This window comes from Rhodococcus sp. 852002-51564_SCH6189132-a, assembly GCF_001665495.1.
GTDB lineage: Bacteria > Actinomycetota > Actinomycetes > Mycobacteriales > Mycobacteriaceae > Rhodococcus > Rhodococcus pyridinivorans.
In genome coordinates, this window is record NZ_LZMJ01000085.1 from 70,286 (window position 1) to 88,697 (window position 18,412).

Sequence of the window (18,412 nt, forward strand, 5' to 3'; positions counted from 1 at the left end):
GCACGTCACGACCCCGGCAGGGGAACGGCGCCCGGCAGCGGCGTCGGCAGCGACCGGCCTTCCGGCACGGGCGGCGGCGGCACGGGCGGCTGGCCGTCGATGAGGATGTCGCCCTTGGCGCTGCCGGTGATCGACGAGAATCCGCCCCCCTCGACCTGCTTGCCGATCGAGCAGTTCACCTTGCGGCTGCCGGCGAGCCAGCTGTCGTAGTCGAGGTTGTCCCAGAACAACGTGAGGGTCTTGTTGCGCAGAGCCTCGGGGTCGCCGAGGTACTCGTTCACCAGGCGCGTGCAGGTCTCCTCGAGATAGCCGTCCTGGTCCTCGATGCTCGGCAGACCGCCCGGGAACTGCCCACCGAGGTCGACGACCGCGACGACCTCGAAGGCGTGCGGCTTGGAACACTCCACCGGGTCGGCAGGCACACCGTTGTTGATGCCGATGCAGACGCCGACGTCCCAGGCCCGCGACTGGTCCTGATCGGCGACCCGGCCCTTGATGGGGAGCAGGTTGCCGGTGGTCGACGAGAACTGCAGACCGCACCGCAGCGTGCGTTCGCCGGCCGCCCAGCCCGCCTCGCCGGGGTTGATGAGGCCGATGCTGAACTTGCCGTGCGGGTCGAACCGGCCGTCGAGATAGTCCATCGCGGCGGGTGCGCACTGCTCGTCGCGCAGCTCGGTGAAGCGCGTGACCGACGGGAAGCGTGATCCCGGTCCCCATTCGGTGCCGGGATACAGGCTCAGGTCGATGTCGGCGACCACCTCGAACAGATGCGTCTCGGCGCAGTCGACCTTCGCGAGGTCGCTCGCGTCGAGAGCACTCCAGGTCAGGCAATCGCCGGTGGTGGCGGTACCGAACGCTTCCCCCGCGACCGCGCCGGTCGTGCTGATGTTGGCGCCGGCGCTGTCGTCCCCGCTGCCGGCGCCCTGGAACCCCGCGACGACGAACGTCGCGATCGCCGCCAGGACGGCACCGGCCGCAACGAGCACGAGGGCGCGTCGGGTCAACCGCGCCGAGGGCGGGCGCCGGTCGGGCTTGGGCTTGTTGTCTTCGGCCATCACTTCCATCATGCCTGTTCGAGTGGACGCAGGTAGTTTCGGCTCATGGCCGACGACCCGATCGATCCCGAGATTCTCGAGATCGCCAAGCAGACCTTCGACGCCGCCCGCCAGGGAGACGTCGAGACCCTCACCGCGTACGTCGACGCCGGAGTACCGGTGAACCTCACCAACGAGACCGGCGACACGCTGCTCATGCTGGCGTCCTACCACGGTCATGCCGAGGCCGTACAGGTCTTGGTCGAGCGGGGAGCCGACGTGAACCGGCTCAACGACCGCGGCCAGTCGCCTCTCTCGGGGGCGGTCTTCAAGGGCGTCGAGGCAGTGGTGCGGGTGCTCGCCGAGGCCGGTGCCGACCCGCGTCACGGGCACCCCACCGCGGAGGACACAGCGAAGATGTTCGGGCGCGACGACTACCTGGAACTCTGGCAGCGGTAGGCTTCGATTCCGTGATCGACCTCAAGTTCCTCCGCGAGAATCCCGACGCCGTCCGCGAGTCGCAGCGCATGCGGGGAGAGGACCCGGGCCTCGTCGACGTGCTGCTCGAGGCCGACGCCTCCCGTCGCGCCGCTGTCCTCGCCGGCGACAACGCACGCGCCGAGCAGAAGGCCCTGGGCAAGAAGGTCGGCAAGGCGTCTCCCGAGGAGCGCCCCGCGCTGCTCGACGGCGCCAAGGAGCTGGCTGCGAAGGTCAAGGAACTCGAGGCCGAGCAGCACGCCGCGCAGGAGGCCTTCGATCGCGCGCACCTCGCGATCTCCAACGTCGTGCAGGACGGCGTGCCCGCCGGCGGCGAGGACGACTTCGTCACGCTCGAGACCGTCGGCGAGCTGCCCACCTTCGACTTCGAACCCAAGGACCACCTCGCGCTCGGCGAGTCGCTCGGGCTCATCGACATGGAGCGCGGCGCGAAGGTCTCCGGTGCCCGGTTCTACTTCCTCACCGGTTACGGCGCGCTGCTCCAGCTGGGTTTGCTGCAGCTGGCCGCCCAGAAGGCCACCGCGAACGGGTTCACCATGATGATTCCGCCCGTGCTCGTGCGCCCCGAGGTGATGCAGGGCACCGGCTTCCTCGGCCGGCACGCCGACGAGGTGTACCGACTCGAGGAGGACGACCTCTACCTCGTGGGCACCTCCGAGGTGCCGCTCGCGGGCTACCACTCGGGGGAGATCCTCGACCTGTCGAAGGGGCCGAAGCGCTACGCGGGCTGGTCGTCGTGCTTCCGTCGCGAGGCGGGCAGCTACGGCAAGGACACCCGCGGCATCATCCGCGTGCACCAGTTCGACAAGGTCGAGATGTTCGTCTACTGCCGCCCCGAGGAGGCCGCGGCGGAGCACGAGCGTCTGCTGGCCTGGGAGCGCGACATGCTCGCCGCCATCGACGTGCCGTACCGCGTCATCGACGTCGCCGCCGGCGATCTCGGGTCGTCGGCGTCCCGCAAGTTCGACTGCGAGGCCTGGGTGCCCACGCAGGAGCGCTACCGCGAGCTCACGTCGACGTCGAACTGCACGACCTTCCAGGCGCGTCGCCTCAACATCCGCTACCGCGACGAGAACGGCAAGCCGCAGACCGCCGCGACCCTCAACGGCACGCTCGCGACCACCCGCTGGCTCGTCGCGCTGCTCGAGAACCACCAGCAGGTCGACGGTTCGGTCAAGGTGCCCGAGGCTCTCGTCCCGTTCGTGGGACGCGAGGTGCTCGAACCCGCCGGCTGATCTTCAGCGCAGGATCAGGCAGGTGGTCGAACCCGTCGCGAGCAGGCGGCCCTCGGAGTCACGGGCCTCGCCGCGCGCCGTCGCCGTGCGACGTCCGGTGTGCTCGCAGAAGCCCTGCACACGGATGACGCCCTTGCCGGTCTGCACCGGACGCACGTAGCGGACCTGCAGGTCGAGGGTCGTGTACCCGACCCCGGCCTCGAGGGTGCTCGACACGCAGAAGCCCATCGCGGTGTCGAAGAGGGTAGCGAGCACGCCGCCGTGGATGCTGCCCACCGCGTTGGCGTGGAACTCCTGCGGCTCGAGGGTGACCTCGGCGAAACCCTCGCCGGCATCGGTGACGGTGAAGCCGAGCGTGCGGGAGGTGGGGTGGTGCGGGATCGTCCCGTCCATCAGCCCGCGCAGGAAGTCGAGTCCGTGCATGTCGCGGTTGGCCGCCGACGTCGGTGCCGGGTCCTCCCACGTGTAGGTACGCTGCCGCTGCTGTTGCTCGTCCGTGCTCACGATGACCGACCGTATCCCACCTCCGGAGGGGTGACATGTGGAGCCGGGCGTGCCATTCTCGTTGCATGCGCCGTCGATGTTGATCCGATCCGGTGACTTCGCTGTCCGCGCGGGTGGTCGCGTACGCGTCCGTCCGTGAGTTCGTGCCGCTCTACGGCCTGTACGCGTTGCTGTTCGAGGATCACGGTCTCGACACCCGTTCCATCTCCTCGCTGTTCGTCCTGTGGTCGGTGGTCGCCTTCGTCTCCGAGGTGCCGTCGGGTGCGTGGGCCGACACCGTCTCCCGTCGCGGTCTGCTGTTCGGCAGCGGAGCCCTGCTCACGGCAGCGTTCACGATGTGGCTGGTGTGGCCCGGTTACTGGGGATTCGCGCTCGGTTTCGTCCTATGGGGCATCAGCGAGTCGATGAAATCCGGCACCTTCGAGGCCCTCGTGTACGACGAACTCGTCGCGCGCGGGTGCGAACACCGGTACGCGGCGATCATGGGATACGCCAACGCGGGTGAGATGACGTGTGTCTTCGTCGCGATCCTCACGGCGGCACCGCTGTTCGAACTCGGCGGCTACGCGCTCGTGGGCTGGGTGTCGGTCGCGATCACCGTCGTCGACATCGCGCTCGTGGGAACGCTTCCCGCCGCACCGAAGGTGGAGGAGGCCGATGAGATCGCCGGCAGAGGCGACACCGTCCTCGTCCGCTACATGTCGTCGCTGCGCGCGGGAACGTCCGAGATCCGCACCGACCGGGTGGTGCGACGATCGGTCGTCCTCGCGGCCGCCCTGCTCGCCTGCCTCGCCTTCGACGAGTACTTCGCTCTCCTCGCACGCGAATCGGGAGCGGAGACCGGATTCGTGCCGGTGCTGGTCGCGCTGACGGCCGTCGGACAGGTGGTCGGTGCCGCGACCGCCGGACGGACTGCGACGATGAGCGGCCGCACCATGGGTGCCGTCGTGATCGTCGGATCGGCACTGATCGCCGGTGGTGCACTCGCCGGGGGGATCGCCGGATTCACGGCGATCGGTGTGGGCTACGGCGCGCTGCACAACACGGCGATCGTCGCCGAGGCGCGCCTACAGGACACGATGTCCGGTCGTGCCCGCGCGACCGTCTCGTCCGTCGTCGGCCTGACGAGCGAGGTGCTGTCGGTGGCGGTCTTCGCCGCCTACGCGATCGGCTCGCTGTGGTTGCCGATGGCGGCGCTGGTCGCGGTGACGGTGCTCCCGCTGGTCGGGTTGGGCGTGGTCGTGCCGAGGCTGTTGCCCGCGGCGCGACCCGCCGGGACCGAACGGGAGCGGTGACTACCGGATGCGGATCACAGCTTGGTGCTGCGCAGTTCGTGACCCTTCGAGGTCTTGCAGCGGCCCGATTCGAGATCCCACTGCCAGCCGTGCAGGTTGCAGGTCAGCGTGGTGCCGTCGACGACACCGAACTTCGACAGGTCGGCCTTCAGGTGCGGGCAGCGACGCTGGATCTCGTAGCCGCCCAACTCGATCGACGCCGAGTCGTCGTGCGCCTCGGCGAACCAGCCGTCGGCGTACGCGATGCGCTCGTCGGTCAGGCACTTGAAGAAGGTGTAGAGGAACTCGTTGTATCCGCCGATGCGCCAGGCCGTGAACCGGGTGGACAGGAAGATCGTGTTGACCCAGTCGGGCTCGTCGTCGCGCAGAACCGTGCGCACGAGCTCGGGAGCGATACGGAAACCGTAGCGGTACTTGCCTTCTCCCTCGATGGGTTCGCGCACGACGCGCTTGGGGAAGTCGAGCACCACGGTCTCGTCGCCCATCACCAGACCCACCGGGTAACCGATGCCGTCGCAGATGAGATCGGACTGCGCCATGATCGGCTCGAACTTCGCCTTGAGTGCGGGCAGCAGCGGCTCGCCCTCGGCGGGAGCCCAGGCCGCCTTCTGCGCCGCGATCACCGGAGCGAAGCGCTGCGCCATGTCCTCGATGTAGGCGGCCTTGTTCGTGAAGATCGCCTCGACCTGCTCGTCGGGGATCGGGTGCGTGAGCGTCATGTGCTCGCTGCCCTTCAGATCCACCACCGAACCCGGGATCATGAGCAGACCGCCCTCGCGGCCGTGGATGCGCAGTTGCTCGAGGAAGACCTGCTGGTCGGGGAAGATGTTGCCCTCGTCGCCGTGGTCGTCGTTGAGGTCGCGCAGGTCGTCGTCGAGGAAGACCGGCGGACCGGCCGACGGCACGATCCACGTCGCGTCGACCTGGTCGATGTAGCTGCGGCAACGGTCCATGCCGCGCTGGCGCTTCTGCTTGCCGAAGTTGGCCTTGGTCTTCTTCGGGATGTCGTAGACCATCGGGTACCAGATGGCGCCCGAGTACTGCAGCAGGTGGATGTCGATCTTCCCGAACGCCTCGTGCATGACGTCCATGTCGATCGGCCGCGCGTCGTTCATGTTGAACACGGTCGACTCACCGTCGGAGACGATCAGGCCCGAGTCGCCGATCGGTCCGTCGGCCGGCGCACGCAGCGCGATGATCATGATGTCGAGATCGCCCGGCGAGAGCGGAGCCTGCGGAGCGACCTCGATAGTGCCGTGCCGCAGCCGGTGCTTGACGGAGTCGGTGGTCTCGAAGAATTTCGAGAAACCGAGCTTCTTGAGCTCGCGACGCAGGTCCGGTACCGGATAGTCGGGCAGCAGGACGGTCGCGTCCTTGTTGACGTGCTTGCTCAGCGTGTCGGGATCGAAGTGATCCTTGTGCAGATGCGAGACGTACAGGTAGTCGACGTTGCCGAGAGCGTCCCAGTCGAGACCGGTGTTGTCCGGGAAGGGCACCCACGAGGCGAAGTACGCGGGCGTGACCCACGGATCGCACAGGATGGACCCCGCTTCGGTCTGGATGTGGAAACCGGCGTGTCCGACGCTGGTGATCTGCACTTCGTACCCTCCTGACGTGCTGACCGACGCCTACCAGAGTAGGCGCCGCCCGTCAGTCCACTGCGCCCAGGCAGTACCCGTTGCTGCCCGTGGTGAGCAGGACCACCAGGTCACGGGGTGTACCGGCCTCGACGATCGGAATCGTCACATTCGTGTACACCTCCGAGACCGGGGTGACGGAAGCGGCCGCGGCGTCGAAGGATTCGAGGTCACCGACGACGTCGGGATCGGTGGCCAGCGGCGGCACTCCGGGGTTCCCGGTGCCCCAGGGATCCCACGTGCCCCGCGCCTCGCACACCAGTGGGTACCGCTCCTCGGTGTCGTCCGGATCCACCGGCGCGCCGATCGCCCGTCCGAGGAATCGTTCGACGGCATAGCGGGCGTCCTCGTCGGTGTAGCCCGGCGCGCCGGTCGGGTTCACATACGGGCACGCGTAGCCGGACGCGATCTCGCTGCGCAGGACGGACAGGTCGATGCCACCGGCCGACCACGTCACCGCGTACTGGCCGTCCCTGCCCGGCTGCTGCACCGCGGCGGTGATCGCGTCGACGTCGGCGTACATCTGCCGGGCCCGTTCCGGGGCGATCGTCCAGCACTTGTCCACCACATCGATGCCGCCGACGAGGTCGTTCGTCCATGCCTGCAGCGCCGCGGTGGCGGCGGGATTACCGGGGACGTCCCCGACGACCACCGCGGGCGTCGCGGCGGGGGTGGTCTCCTCGACGGTTTCCGCCGCGGTCGGTTCCGGGCTCTCGGTCGGGATGCCGGACTGCCCGTCGCCCTCGCAACCGGCGACGGTGAGGACCACGGCGACGGCGAGGCCGGCGAATGCGAGTACGTCGGGCTTTCGGGCGAGGGTGCGCACAGTAGTGGCCTTTCGACGATGATCACGGTCGTTCCTCCACCGGCCCCCGCTAGGCTGACCGGCGTGGAACCCTTCTATCGGACCATCATCGGTGTCGCCCGCACGCTCTTCGCAGCGCAAGGGCTGAAGTTCGCGATCACCGGGGCGGAGAACATCCCGGCGACGGGTGGTGCGGTCATCGCGATCAACCACACCGGCTACATGGACTTCACCTACGCCGGGATCCCCGCCCGGGTCACCAAGCGGTACATCCGCTTCATGGCGAAGAAGGAAGTCTTCGACCACAAGATCTCCGGCCCCATGATGCGCGCGATGAAGCACATCCCCGTCGACCGCGGCGACGCCGGCGAGTCCTACCGACTCGCCGTGGAGGCGCTGCGTGCCGGTCAGCTCGTGGGTGTCTTCCCGGAGGAGACGATCAGCCGCAGCTTCGAACTCAAGGCGTTCCGGTCCGGCGCGGCACGGATGGCGAACGAAGCCGGTGTCCCGGTGGTCCCCATGGTCATCTGGGGGTCGCAGCGGGTGTGGACGAAGGGCCACCCGAAGCGGCTCGGACGTACGAACACCCCGATCACCATCGAGGTGGGCGCCCCCATCCATCCGTTCGAGCCGGCAGCGGAGATGACCGCGCAGCTCCACGCGACCATGGAGAAGATGCTTCACCGGGTCCAGGACGGTTACATCCACGAGGACGGTGCCTACTGGGTGCCCCGCCGCCTGGGCGGATCCGCGCCGACCCTCGAGGAGGCGACCGCCCTGGACGAGGCCGCGGCCGCCGAGCGTCGCGCCCGGAAGGCCCGGGAACGTGCCGCCCGTGAAGGTGCTGCCGGTAGCGGCAACGATGACGCAGGCGGCGACCGCGGTACTTCGGCACAATGACGGAGTGAACGCACAGTCGAGTCGAGAGCCGTATCGGGACCACATCACGGACGCGGTGCGTCCTGCTTCCACGGACGCGGTGCGTCCTGCTTCCACGGACGCGGTGCGTCCCGGATTGGTGGCTACGGACGTGGACGGCACCCTGATCGACGACACCGAGAAGGTGTCCGATCGGACCCGCGCCGCGGTACATGCGGTGGTCGACTCCGGTGTTCCGTTCGTCCTGGCCACCGGCCGCCCGCCGCGCTGGATCGCGCCGGTCGTCGAAGAGCTGGGCTACGCGCCCATGGCGGTGTGCGCGAACGGTGCCGTGCTCTACGACAGTTCCACCGACCGTGTGCTCAGCGCCGCGGTGCTCGAGGTCGACGAACTGGCGTGGCTCGCCGAGGTGGCCTCGTCGGTGCTTCCCGGTTGCGGTCTGGCCGCGGAGCGGGTGGGGGATCGGGCCCACGACGCGGCGACGCCGCAGTTCGTCAGCGCTCCCGGTTACGAACATGCCTGGCTGAATCCGGACAACACCGAACTCGCCGAGCACGAGGTGATCAGTGAGCCCGCCATCAAGTTGCTCGTCCGGCTCCCCGGCGCGACCAGCCGGGAGATGGCGGAGGCTCTCGTGCCGAAACTGCACGGGCTGGTCGACGTGACCTATTCGACGACCCACGGGCTCATCGAGATCTCCGCGGCGGGGGTCACGAAGGCTTCCGGTCTCCAGGAGATGGCCCGGCTACTGGGTGTCTCCCACGAGAATCTCGTGGCCTTCGGCGACATGCCCAACGACATTCCGATGCTGTCGGTAGCGCGTCACGGTGTGGCGATGGAGAACGCGCATCCGGACGCGAAGTCGGTCGCAGACGAAGTCACCGCCACCAACGTCGAGGACGGGGTGGCCCGCGTTCTCGAACGGTGGTGGCGGTGACTCGTTCCTACCGGTGCGCTGCGGGTCAGCCCGCGGGCGCCGGTTCGGGTGCCGGTTCCGGCGCAGGTGCCGGTTCGGGTCCGGGCGCAGGAGCACCCTCGGGTGCGGGTCCTGCGACGTCGGCCGGCTGATCCTGCATCGCCTGGTCGTAGGCGTCGTCGTAGGCGCGCAGCACCTTGGTGACGACACCCGTGACCTCGTTGAAGATCAGCGAGCCGAACTCGAAGTCCGAACGCCAACCGTCCGGCACCCGGTACTCGTCGCTGGTGGGCAACCCCAGCTCACCAGCGTCGAGTCCGTTCTTCTCCCACGCCTTGTAGATCTCGCCGAGTACCGTCCACGTGCCGCCGTTCGGTGACGTGTAGATGGCCCCGTTGACGAAATTCACTCGTTCGAAACCGCTCTTGACCGCGGGAAGGATCGAGGTCACCGCCTGTCCGAGCCGTCCGAGTTCGCCGCCCTCGGCGAGCCACTTCTGGACCAGCGGGTGACCGCTGAGGCGGATCAGCTCGTCGACGACACCTTCGGCGGTGCCGGCCGAGCCCGAGGCGAGCGCTCCGACGTTGATGTCCGGCACGTTCGGCGACGGATTGGACGGCGACGGATTGGACGGCGACGGGTTCGAGGGTTGCGGGTTCGAGGGTTGCGGGTTCGACGGCGACGGGTTCGAGGGCTGCGGGGCAGTGCCACCGCCACCGCCCTTTGCCGCAGCGACGGCGATATCGCGGATCTTGCCCATCTGCGAGTAGCCGGCATCACCCGGGCAGCTGGTGTTGCCCACGTCGCGGTGCGCGAAGATGATCGGCAGATCCACCGCCGCACCCTGCGGGTAGGGGGTGAACGATGTGCCCTCGGAGTACATCGTGGTGCGGCCCTTGGGGTTCAGTCCCGCGCGGGCCAGACGCCAGCCGAGGAACTTGCCGACCGACTCCACCGCGGCCTGCGGCGGGGCCTGGGTCGAGAAGTCGCCCATCATCGCGATGCCGTGGGTGTTCTCGTTGAATCCACCCGCGTGTGCGCCCTGGACGTTGCGGTCGAGACCACCGGCGCGACCCTCGAAGATCTGGCCGTACTTGTCGACGAGGGTGTTGTATCCGATGTCGCACCAGCCGAGCGTGCGTGCGTGGTACGCGTAGATCGCGCGCACGATCTCGGCCGATTCGGCCTTCGAGTAGTTGTTGCTGCCCGCGGTGTGGTGCACGGTCGCGCCACCGAGGGAGTCGTCGTAGGTCGGGGTCTGGCAGCGCATCGACTCGTCGGCGCCCCACTGCTGGCGGGTGATCACCTTCAGGCCGGAGTTACCGAGCGGGCTCGCGATGTCCTCGAGTCGCGCGTCCGCTTCGCTGCTGCCGGGCGAGATGAGCACGGCACTGACCGCTTCGGCGGCCGCCTGCAGCGGGTTCTCGCGCAGCGGCTTGGACGAGGACGCGGGCACGTATCCGAGGTCGGGTGCATCGGCTGCGGGTGCAGGGACCGGCGCGGGTGCCTCGTCGGCGGGGACCGGGGCCTCCGCCGGGGCTGCAGGAGCAGGAGCTTCGGGCGCCGGTGCCTCCGGGGCGGGTGCCTCGGGAGTGGGAGCGGGGGCTTCGGGTGCCGGCGGGGCCTCCGCGCCGGCGAGATTCGGTTCGGGGCCGGGACGCGGCGTCAGCAGCACCTGCACCGCACGGGTGGCACCGACGTAGATCGGCTCCGTGCCCGTGCGTCCCTCGCTGGTGGCGTCGTCTGCGCGCGTCTCGATCGGCTCGGTCGCGGTCCAGGGACCCCAGCTGCCGTCGTCCTGCTGCGCGCGGATGAGCGCGTCGGTGGCGGCGACGTCCTCGGCGGCGAGCGCGACGAGGCTGAACGGGGTGTCGCGGGTGAGTTCCTTGACGGTCGCACCGACGCGCTGGACGAGTCCGCCGTTCGGGTCGGGAGCAGTCGTGATCTGCGGGAGCCCGTCGACGATCTCCTTCAGGCTGAGGTCCGGCAGGTTGAGACCGGTGAGCTCCTCGAGCGGGATGATCAGGTCGGGCACCGAGGCGAGCACGACTTCCGCGATATCGGGTGCCACTGCCTCGACGGTGTCGTTGGCATTCCGGATCTCGGGAGCGGTGCTGGTCAGCCCGGTGACGGCGAAGGGCGTCGCGACGGCCAGGGCGGCGACGGCACCCAGGACGATCGACGGCTTGGGGCGGCGATGCGGCACTGTTTGCTACTCCCTGTCGTTGGTGCTCCAGCGGACGGTTCCGACTTCGGATCGTCCCTTACGTGTCGCTTCCGTGGCCCGGTTCGGACACGAAAGTTCTGTAACTCGTGATTCTTGTGTTGCTTCTGTGACATTTGTTGCCTAGCTCCGTCACTCTTGTCACACTAGACGCAGCAAACCTTAAGCCTCAACCTGAGCTTGAGGATCGGTCGAAATTGTCCGATATCGCGGATCACGAGTTCGCGCCTACAGCGACAACGAGGGAGCAACGTCATGTCACGACAGTCCATCGGGCGCAGAGGCAAGATCCGGAGGCGGCGCATCATCCTCGGCAGGCCGCTGCGCAACGGATGGCGTCCCTCCGTCGCCCGTGCCGCCGCGATCGGGGTCGCTCCCGCGCTGCTCGTCGGAGCCGGCGTGGGCGCGCTCGTCCAGAGCAACCAGGCGGCACCAGGTGTCGTGCAAGCGGTTTCGGCCGACACGCCCTTCACGTTCAGTGGCTTCGGTCACGGCCACGGTCGTGGCATGGGGCAGTGGGGTGCCTACGGCTACGCCCAGGACGGGTGGACCGCCGAGCGGATCATCGGCCACTACTACGGCGGCACCGAACTCGGCACGGTCGACGACGCGATGATCGCGGTCCGTCTCATGGCGCGCGACGACCACACCCTCGACGTCTACTCCGACACCGGCATGATCGTCGCCGGTAAGCAACTCGCGCCCGGCGAGGCCGCGCACCTGACACCCACCCCGGACGGCGGCGCGAACGTCGTCGTCACCGAGGGCTGCAGCGGCGACGTGCTGTGGCAGGCAGCCACCGACCTGCCGTGGGTGGACCCGATCGACCTCGCCGAGGACCGTCCCGCGAACGAGCACCTCACGATGTGCTCGGACGACAAGACCTACCGCGGTGCCCTCGGTGTGGTGCTCGACGGCACCGCCCCGCGCACCGTCAACCGCCTCCACGTCGAGGACTACCTGCGCAGCGTGGTCCCCGCCGAGGCGCTGCCCGCCTGGGCCGACACCGGTGGTGCCGAGGCGCTGCGGGCGCAGGCCATCGCCGCGCGGTCCTACGCCCTCGCCGAGAAGCGTCACGAGAAGTGGCAGACCTGCGACACCACGGACTGTCAGGTCTACGGCGGGTCGGGCGTCGAGGATCCGCGCACGGACGACGGTGTGCGCACCACCCGCGGAACCGTCCTGATGAAGGACGGCGAGGTCGTGCGCAGCGAGTTCTCCGCCTCCACCGGCGGCTACTCGGCCGGCGGCACCTTCCCGCCCGTCGAGGACGAGGGTGACAAGGTCGCCCCGAACCGCGAATGGGCCAAGACCTTCACCGCGGCCGAGATCGGCAGCAAGTTCGGCGTCGGCGACCTCCAGGCATTCGAGGTGCTCTCCCGCAACAATCTCGGACCCGAAGGCGGTCGCGTGACCCGGGTCCGCGTGGTCGGCTCCGACCGCACCATCGAAACGACGGGCGCCGAGGCACGGACCAAGCTGGGACTGCGTTCCGACTGGTTCACCGTCAAGGAAGGCATCGACGAGGACGCCCCGGAGATCACTCCGGCACCCGAACCCGGCCCCGAAACCGGCACCGATCCCTTCGGCAGCGGTACCGGCACCTCGCCCATCGAGCAGGCCTATCTGGACCTCGGCGGCGTCGACAGCGTGCTCGGCTCGCCCATCGGCCCCGAGCTGATGCTGCCCGACGAGATCGGCAAGTTCCGGATCTTCACCGGCGGCGCGATCGTGTGGACACCGGACCTCGGTGCTCAGGTCATCGACGCGAGCTTCCTGAAGGACTGGTTCCCGAGCACGGGTAGCGCCGAGTAACCCGACGGCACATCTCGACCGGCCGGTCGCCCCGAACAGGGCGGCCGGCCGGTGGCGTTCCGGCACCGCGACGACGATGGTTGACATTGACGCAACGTCAAGATGCACGCTGGGCGTAGCCGGAAAGAAGGAGGTGGGCACGTGCGGGAATGGTCGATCCAGCAACTGGCACGCGCCGCCGGTGTCACCAGCCGCACACTGCGGCACTACGGCGACGTGGGGGTGCTGCATCCGAGCCGCACCGGCAGCAACGGCATGCGGTTCTACGACGAGGACGCACTCGTGCGTCTCCAGCGCATCCTGCTGCTCCGCGATCTGGGACTGGCCCTGCCCGCCATCCGCGACGTGCTCGCCGGTCACGACGACACCGCGAGCGCACTGCGCACCCACCTCGACCTGCTCGAACACGAGCGCCGGCAGTTGGACCGCCGTATCGCGGCGGTGCGCACCACCTTGGCGAAGACGGAGAGAGGGGAGGAACTCGTGGCAGACGAAGTGTTCGACGGGTTCGACCACACGCAGTACCGGGACGAGGTCATCGAACGGTGGGGCAAGGACGCCTACGACTCGGGCGATCGTTGGTGGCGGGGCATGGACGACGCCGCCAGGCACGACTGGATGAAGCAGGTCGAGCAGCTGAACCATGACTGGATCGCGGCGGCCCGGGCCGGTCTCGACCCGGCGGGCCCCGAAGCGCAGGACCTCGCGCGGCGGCACGTCGCCTGGCTGTCGTCGATTCCGGGCACCCCGGGAGGCGGCACTGCGGCGGGCAGTCCGCGGGAGTACGTGCTCGGTCTCGCCGACATGTACGTCGAGGACGAGCGTTTCGCGGCGAACTACGGAGGACGGGAGGGCGCCGAATTCGTCCGTGACGCGCTCACCTACTACGTGTGAGTGTGACGGCCCTCTCGGTCCGCCCGGACCGAGAGGGCACCTCCGCGACGGAGTCGCATACCCTGGTCTCCCGTGACTGCTGCATCAGCGCCCCAGCCCTCCACCGGTGAGTACGACCTGATCGTCGTCGGCTCCGGATTCTTCGGACTGACGATCGCCGAGCGCGCGGCCACGCAGCTCGGCAAGCGAGTGCTCGTGATCGAGCGTCGCCACCACCTCGGTGGCAACGCATACTCCGAGCCCGAACCGGAAACCGGAATCGAGATCCACAAGTACGGTGCCCACCTGTTCCACACCTCCAACAAGAGGGTGTGGGACTACGTGAACCAGTTCACCGATTTCACCGGCTACCAGCATCGCGTGTTCGCGATGCACAAGGGCCAGGCCTACCAGTTCCCGATGGGTCTCGGACTGGTGTCGCAGTTCTTCGGCCGGTACTTCAGCCCCGACGAGGCACGCGCCCTCATCAAGGAGCAGGCCGCCGAGATCGACACCGCCGAGGCGAAGAACCTCGAGGAGAAGGCGATCTCCCTGATCGGCCGCCCCCTGTACGAGGCGTTCGTCCGCGACTACACGGCCAAGCAGTGGCAGACCGACCCGAAGGAACTGCCCGCCGGCAACATCGCCCGGCTGCCCGTCCGCTACACCTTCGACAACCGCTACTTCAACGACACCTACGAGGGCCTGCCGGTCGACGGGTACACGGCGTGGCTGGAGAACATGGCGGAGAACGAGCGGATCGAGGTCCGGCTCGACACCGACTGGTTCGAGGTGCGCGATGAGGTCCGTGCCGCGAGCCCGGAAGCCCCCGTCGTCTACACCGGCCCGCTCGACCGCTACTTCGACTACTCCGAGGGCCGGCTCGGATGGCGCACCCTCGACTTCGAGACCGAGGTGCTGCCCACCGGCGACTTCCAGGGCACCCCGGTCATGAACTACAACGACGCCGACGTGCCCTACACCCGCATCCACGAGTTCCGGCACTTCCACCCCGAGCGCGACACCTACCCGACCGACAAGACGGTCATCATGCGTGAGTACTCGCGTTTCGCCGAGAACGACGACGAGCCGTACTACCCGATCAACACCCCCGAGGATCGCGAGAAACTCAACGCCTATCGCTCCCTCGCGAAGAAGGAAGCCGCGGACAACAAGGTGCTCTTCGGTGGCCGGCTCGGCACCTACCAGTACCTCGACATGCACATGGCGATCGCGAGCGCGCTCTCGATGTTCGACAACGTCCTCGCCCCGCATTTCGACTCGGGAGCGCCCATCGCCGGGGACGCCTCGTGAGCGCCGCGAAGCACGCGGCCGTCGCCAAGCACGAGGCGGCGAGTACCCCCGCCACGGAGGACGAACTGCTCGGCCGGTCGCTGCTGCAGCGCATCATCCTGCCGCGCCCGGGCGAGCCCCTCGACGTGCGCACGCTCTACCTCGAGGAGTCGCCCACCAACGCGCGTCGCGCCCACGCGACGAGCCGGACGACGCTGGCGATCGGCGCCGAGTCCGAGGTGTCGCTGTGCACCTACTTCAACGCCTTCCCGGCGAGCTACTGGCGTCGCTGGAGCACGCTCGGCTCGGTGGTGCTGCGACTCGAACTCACCGGCCACGGCCGCGTCGACCTGTACCGCAGCAAGGCCGACTCGAGCCGCATCCACGTCACCGGCCGCGAGTTCCGCGGGTCCGACACGGTCGTCGAGATCGAAGCCGACCTGGGGCCGTTCGAGGACGGCGGCTGGCTGTGGTTCGACGTCACCACCGACAGCGAGGTCACGCTGCACGCCGCCGGCTGGTACGCACCTGTCGAGGCGCCCGGACACGCCTCGGTCGCAGTGGGCATCCCGACCTTCAACCGCCCTGCCGACTGCGTGAAGGCGCTGCGTGCGCTCGCGTCCGACCCGCTGGTGATGGACGTCGTCGACGCCGTCATCATCCCCGACCAGGGCACCCGCAAGGTTCGCGACGAGGCCGACTTCGCGGAGGCCGCCGAACCCTTCGGCGACCGTCTCGTCATCCACGACCAGGGCAACCTCGGTGGCTCCGGCGGCTACAGCCGCATCATGTACGAGGCGCTGAAGACCACTTCCAGCCCGTACATCCTGTTCATGGACGACGACATCGAGATCGAACCCGACTCGATCCTGCGCGCGCTCGCCCTGTCGCGATTCGCGAAGAAGCCCATGCTCGTCGGCGGGCAGATGCTCAACCTGCAGGAACGCAGCCACCTGCACACCATGGGCGAGGTCATCCACCGCTCGAACTTCATGTGGGGTGCCGCGCCGAACGTCGAGTACGACCACGACTTCTCCACCAAGCCGCTGCGCGACCGGGAGAACTCGAAGCTCCTGCACCGACGCATCGACGTCGACTTCAACGGCTGGTGGATGTGCATGATCCCGCGTGTCGTCGCGGAGGAGATCGGCCAGCCCCTGCCGCTGTTCATCAAATGGGACGACGCCGAGTACGGCCTGCGGGCACGGGACGCCGGCTACCCCACGGTGACGATGCCCGGCGCCGCGATCTGGCACATGGCGTGGAGCGACAAGGACGACGCCATCGACTGGCAGGCGTACTTCCATCTGCGCAACCGGCTCGTCGTGGCCGCGCTGCACCAGCACGGCGACGCCAAGCCGATGGTGCTCGACACGATCAAGGCCACGATCAAGCACCTCGTGTGTCTCGAGTACTCGACGGTCGCGATCCAGAACAAGGCCATCGAGGACTTCCTCGCCGGTCCGGAGAACCTGTTCGAGCTGCTGCCGCGTGCCCTCGGCGAGGTGCACGCGCTCCGGAAGAACTTCCCCGACGCCGTGGTGCTGCCGTCGTCGACCGAACTGCCGATGGCATCCGGCGCCGAGGTCGGGGCCGTCGGACTGCCCGAGGGTGCGGTCGCGAAGGTCAGGCGTCTCGCGAAGGGTGTGCTGCACAACGTGCGCCCCGAGAACCGCGAGCACCACGAGCGGCCGCAGCTGAACGTGCCCACCATCGACGCGCGGTGGTTCCTGCTCTCGCAGGTCGACGGCGTGACGGTCACCACGGCGGACGGTCGGGGTGTCGTCTACCGTAAGCGCGACCGTGCTCAGGCCCAGGCCCTGCTCACCGAGGCGCTCAGGCTGCGACGCGAACTCGCGCGCCGGTTCCCCGAGATGAAGAAGCGGTACCGGGACGCGGTTCCCGCCCTGACCAGCAAGGAGGAGTGGGAGCGTGTCTTCGGAATCGGCAACTGACCCCGGCACTGCGGCTGCACGTCACTGGAAGAGCACCGACACCGAGGTGCGGGTGCTGCAGACCGTCCAGGCCACCGCCGGTGCCGTACCCGCAGCGACGACGATCGCCCGCGGCATGTCGCACTTCGGTGAGCACGCTCTCGGCTGGATCGCGATCGGCGCCGCCGGCGCCCTCGTCGACCGTCCCCGTCGCCGCAAGTGGGCGAGCGTGGCGGTCGGCGCGTTCGGTGCCCACGCGGCGTCCGTCGTCATCAAGCGGGTCGTGCGCCGTCCGCGGCCGGTGGACCCGACGGTGCAGGTCAACGTGTCCACGCCGAGCCGGCTGAGCTTCCCGTCGTCGCATGTGACGTCCACGACTGCGGCGGCCGTGCTACTCGCCCGCACCACCGGGCTACCCTTTCCCGCGGTGCTCGTGCCGCCCATGATGCTGTCCCGCCTGGTGCTGGGCGTGCACTATCCGACGGATGTGCTGGCGGGTGCGGCACTCGGTGCGGCGTCCGCGGCCGTCGTGGCGCGGGCAGAGACGAAGTGGGGAGATCGATGAGCGAGGAACCGGCGCCCGTCAAGGAGGCGCCCAAGAGCCTGGGCGCCGGGATCGTCAAGGCGGTCCGTCCCCGACAGTGGGTGAAGAACGTCCTGGTGCTCGCGGCCCCGATGGCGGCCGGCTCGGTCACCCAGGTCGACGTGCTGCTGCCCGTCGCGCTCGCCTTCGTCGTCTTCTGTATGGCCGCCTCGGGCATCTACCTCGTCAACGACGCGATGGACGTCGAAGCCGACCGTGCACACCCCACCAAGCGGTTCCGGCCCATCGCGGCCGGCGTGCTCCCGGTGCGACTCGCGTACATCCTCGCGACGGTGCTGCTCGTCGGCTCGATCGCGCTGTCGTTCATCGCGAACTGGCAGCTCGCCGTCGTCATGGCGGTGTACATCGGCATCCAGCTCGCGTACTGCTTCGGGCTCAAGCACCAGGCCGTGCTCGACATCTGCATCGTCTCGTCGGGCTTCTTGATCCGTGCCATCGCCGGTGGCGTGGCCGCCGAGATCCCGCTGTCGCAGTGGTTCCTGCTGATCATGGCGTTCGGGTCGCTGTTCATGGCGGCCGGCAAACGGTACGCCGAGCTGCGCCTCGCGACCCGCACCGGCGCGAAGATCCGCAAGTCGCTCGAGTACTACACCGAGACCTACCTGCGGTTCGTGTGGACCGTCGCGGCGACGGCGGTCGTGCTCTGCTACGGCCTGTGGGCGTTCGAACAGGACAACGTGGCCGGTTCCAACTGGTACGCCATCTCGATGGTCCCGTTCGTCGTCGCCATCCTGCGCTACGCGGTCGACGTCGACGGCGGTGAAGCCGGCGAACCCGAGGAGATCGCCCTGAAGGACCGGGTGCTGCAGTTGCTCGCAGTGGTGTGGATCCTGGTGGTCGGCGGTGCTGTCTACCTCTTCTGACGT

16 protein-coding genes are annotated in these 18,412 nt (G+C 68.6%); 11 read left to right on the forward strand and 5 right to left on the reverse strand.

All coding sequences use genetic code 11. The features are described 5' to 3' along the window. Positions 1-5: 5 nt before the first annotated feature. Positions 6-1,064, reverse strand: a complete 1,059-nt coding sequence (locus A5767_RS21055; RefSeq protein ID WP_037217412.1) for a septum formation family protein — start codon at positions 1,062-1,064, stop codon at positions 6-8. Between the two features lie 36 nt (positions 1,065-1,100). On the opposite strand from A5767_RS21055, the gene A5767_RS21060 reads away from it, so the two are divergent. Continuing rightward, a complete protein-coding gene (locus tag A5767_RS21060) occupies positions 1,101-1,493 on the forward strand; it encodes an ankyrin repeat domain-containing protein (RefSeq protein WP_006553426.1) in 393 nt (130 codons plus the stop codon). Positions 1,494-1,504: 11 nt separating this feature from the next. Then, positions 1,505-2,767, forward strand: coding sequence for a serine--tRNA ligase (gene serS / locus A5767_RS21065; protein WP_064060556.1), 1,263 nt, complete (start codon positions 1,505-1,507; stop codon positions 2,765-2,767). Between the two features lie 3 nt (positions 2,768-2,770). Here the strand turns inward: serS and A5767_RS21070 are convergent, their stop codons facing one another. Further along, on the reverse strand, positions 2,771-3,271 hold the full coding sequence (locus A5767_RS21070) for a PaaI family thioesterase (RefSeq protein ID WP_006553428.1): 501 nt from the start codon (positions 3,269-3,271) through the stop codon (positions 2,771-2,773). 92 nt (positions 3,272-3,363) lie between these two features. Between A5767_RS21070 and A5767_RS21075 the strand changes: the two genes are divergently transcribed. Beyond that, on the forward strand, positions 3,364-4,566 hold the full coding sequence (locus A5767_RS21075) for an MFS transporter (RefSeq protein WP_006553429.1): 1,203 nt from the start codon (positions 3,364-3,366) through the stop codon (positions 4,564-4,566). Between the two features lie 14 nt (positions 4,567-4,580). Here A5767_RS21075 and A5767_RS21080 read toward each other — a convergent pair whose 3' ends face one another. After that, entirely contained in the window at positions 4,581-6,164 is a 1,584-nt protein-coding gene (locus A5767_RS21080; protein WP_064853079.1) for a Rieske 2Fe-2S domain-containing protein, read from the reverse strand. A gap of 52 nt (positions 6,165-6,216) precedes the next feature. Beyond that, positions 6,217-7,029 (reverse strand): hypothetical protein, encoded by an 813-nt coding sequence (locus tag A5767_RS21085; RefSeq protein WP_006553431.1) that lies wholly within the window; start codon positions 7,027-7,029, stop codon positions 6,217-6,219. Positions 7,030-7,092: 63 nt separating this feature from the next. On the opposite strand from A5767_RS21085, the gene A5767_RS21090 reads away from it, so the two are divergent. After that, on the forward strand, positions 7,093-7,908 hold the full coding sequence (locus A5767_RS21090; protein WP_006553432.1) for a lysophospholipid acyltransferase family protein: 816 nt from the start codon (positions 7,093-7,095) through the stop codon (positions 7,906-7,908). Next, positions 7,871-8,824 (forward strand): HAD family hydrolase, encoded by a 954-nt coding sequence (locus A5767_RS21095; protein ID WP_231412381.1) that lies wholly within the window; start codon positions 7,871-7,873, stop codon positions 8,822-8,824. Before A5767_RS21090 ends, A5767_RS21095 begins: the two co-directional genes overlap by 38 nt. A 25-nt stretch (positions 8,825-8,849) precedes the next feature. On the opposite strand, the gene A5767_RS21100 is transcribed toward A5767_RS21095, so the two are convergent. Further along, positions 8,850-11,009 (reverse strand): N-acetylmuramoyl-L-alanine amidase, encoded by a 2,160-nt coding sequence (locus A5767_RS21100; RefSeq protein ID WP_064853080.1) that lies wholly within the window; start codon positions 11,007-11,009, stop codon positions 8,850-8,852. 273 nt (positions 11,010-11,282) lie between these two features. Between A5767_RS21100 and A5767_RS21105 the strand changes: the two genes are divergently transcribed. The 6 genes from A5767_RS21105 to A5767_RS21130 all read left to right on the forward strand — a co-directional run bounded on the left by A5767_RS21105 (position 11,283) and on the right by A5767_RS21130 (position 18,409). Further along, on the forward strand, positions 11,283-12,842 hold the full coding sequence (locus A5767_RS21105) for a SpoIID/LytB domain-containing protein (protein ID WP_024102671.1): 1,560 nt from the start codon (positions 11,283-11,285) through the stop codon (positions 12,840-12,842). Positions 12,843-12,983: 141 nt separating this feature from the next. After that, on the forward strand, positions 12,984-13,736 hold the full coding sequence (locus A5767_RS21110) for a MerR family transcriptional regulator (RefSeq protein WP_006553436.1): 753 nt from the start codon (positions 12,984-12,986) through the stop codon (positions 13,734-13,736). Positions 13,737-13,808: 72 nt separating this feature from the next. Then, on the forward strand, positions 13,809-15,029 hold the full coding sequence (gene glf, locus A5767_RS21115; RefSeq protein ID WP_006553437.1) for a UDP-galactopyranose mutase: 1,221 nt from the start codon (positions 13,809-13,811) through the stop codon (positions 15,027-15,029). Continuing rightward, positions 15,026-16,963 (forward strand): glycosyltransferase, encoded by a 1,938-nt coding sequence (locus tag A5767_RS21120; RefSeq protein WP_006553438.1) that lies wholly within the window; start codon positions 15,026-15,028, stop codon positions 16,961-16,963. Before glf ends, A5767_RS21120 begins: the two co-directional genes overlap by 4 nt. Before the next feature lie 46 nt (positions 16,964-17,009). After that, positions 17,010-17,507, forward strand: coding sequence for a phosphatase PAP2 family protein (locus A5767_RS21125; RefSeq protein ID WP_024102673.1), 498 nt, complete (start codon positions 17,010-17,012; stop codon positions 17,505-17,507). Further along, positions 17,504-18,409 carry a decaprenyl-phosphate phosphoribosyltransferase gene (locus tag A5767_RS21130; protein ID WP_033097846.1) on the forward strand — a complete coding sequence of 302 codons (906 nt, stop codon included), beginning with the start codon at positions 17,504-17,506 and terminating at the stop codon, positions 18,407-18,409. Before A5767_RS21125 ends, A5767_RS21130 begins: the two co-directional genes overlap by 4 nt. Positions 18,410-18,412: the final 3 nt, after the last annotated feature.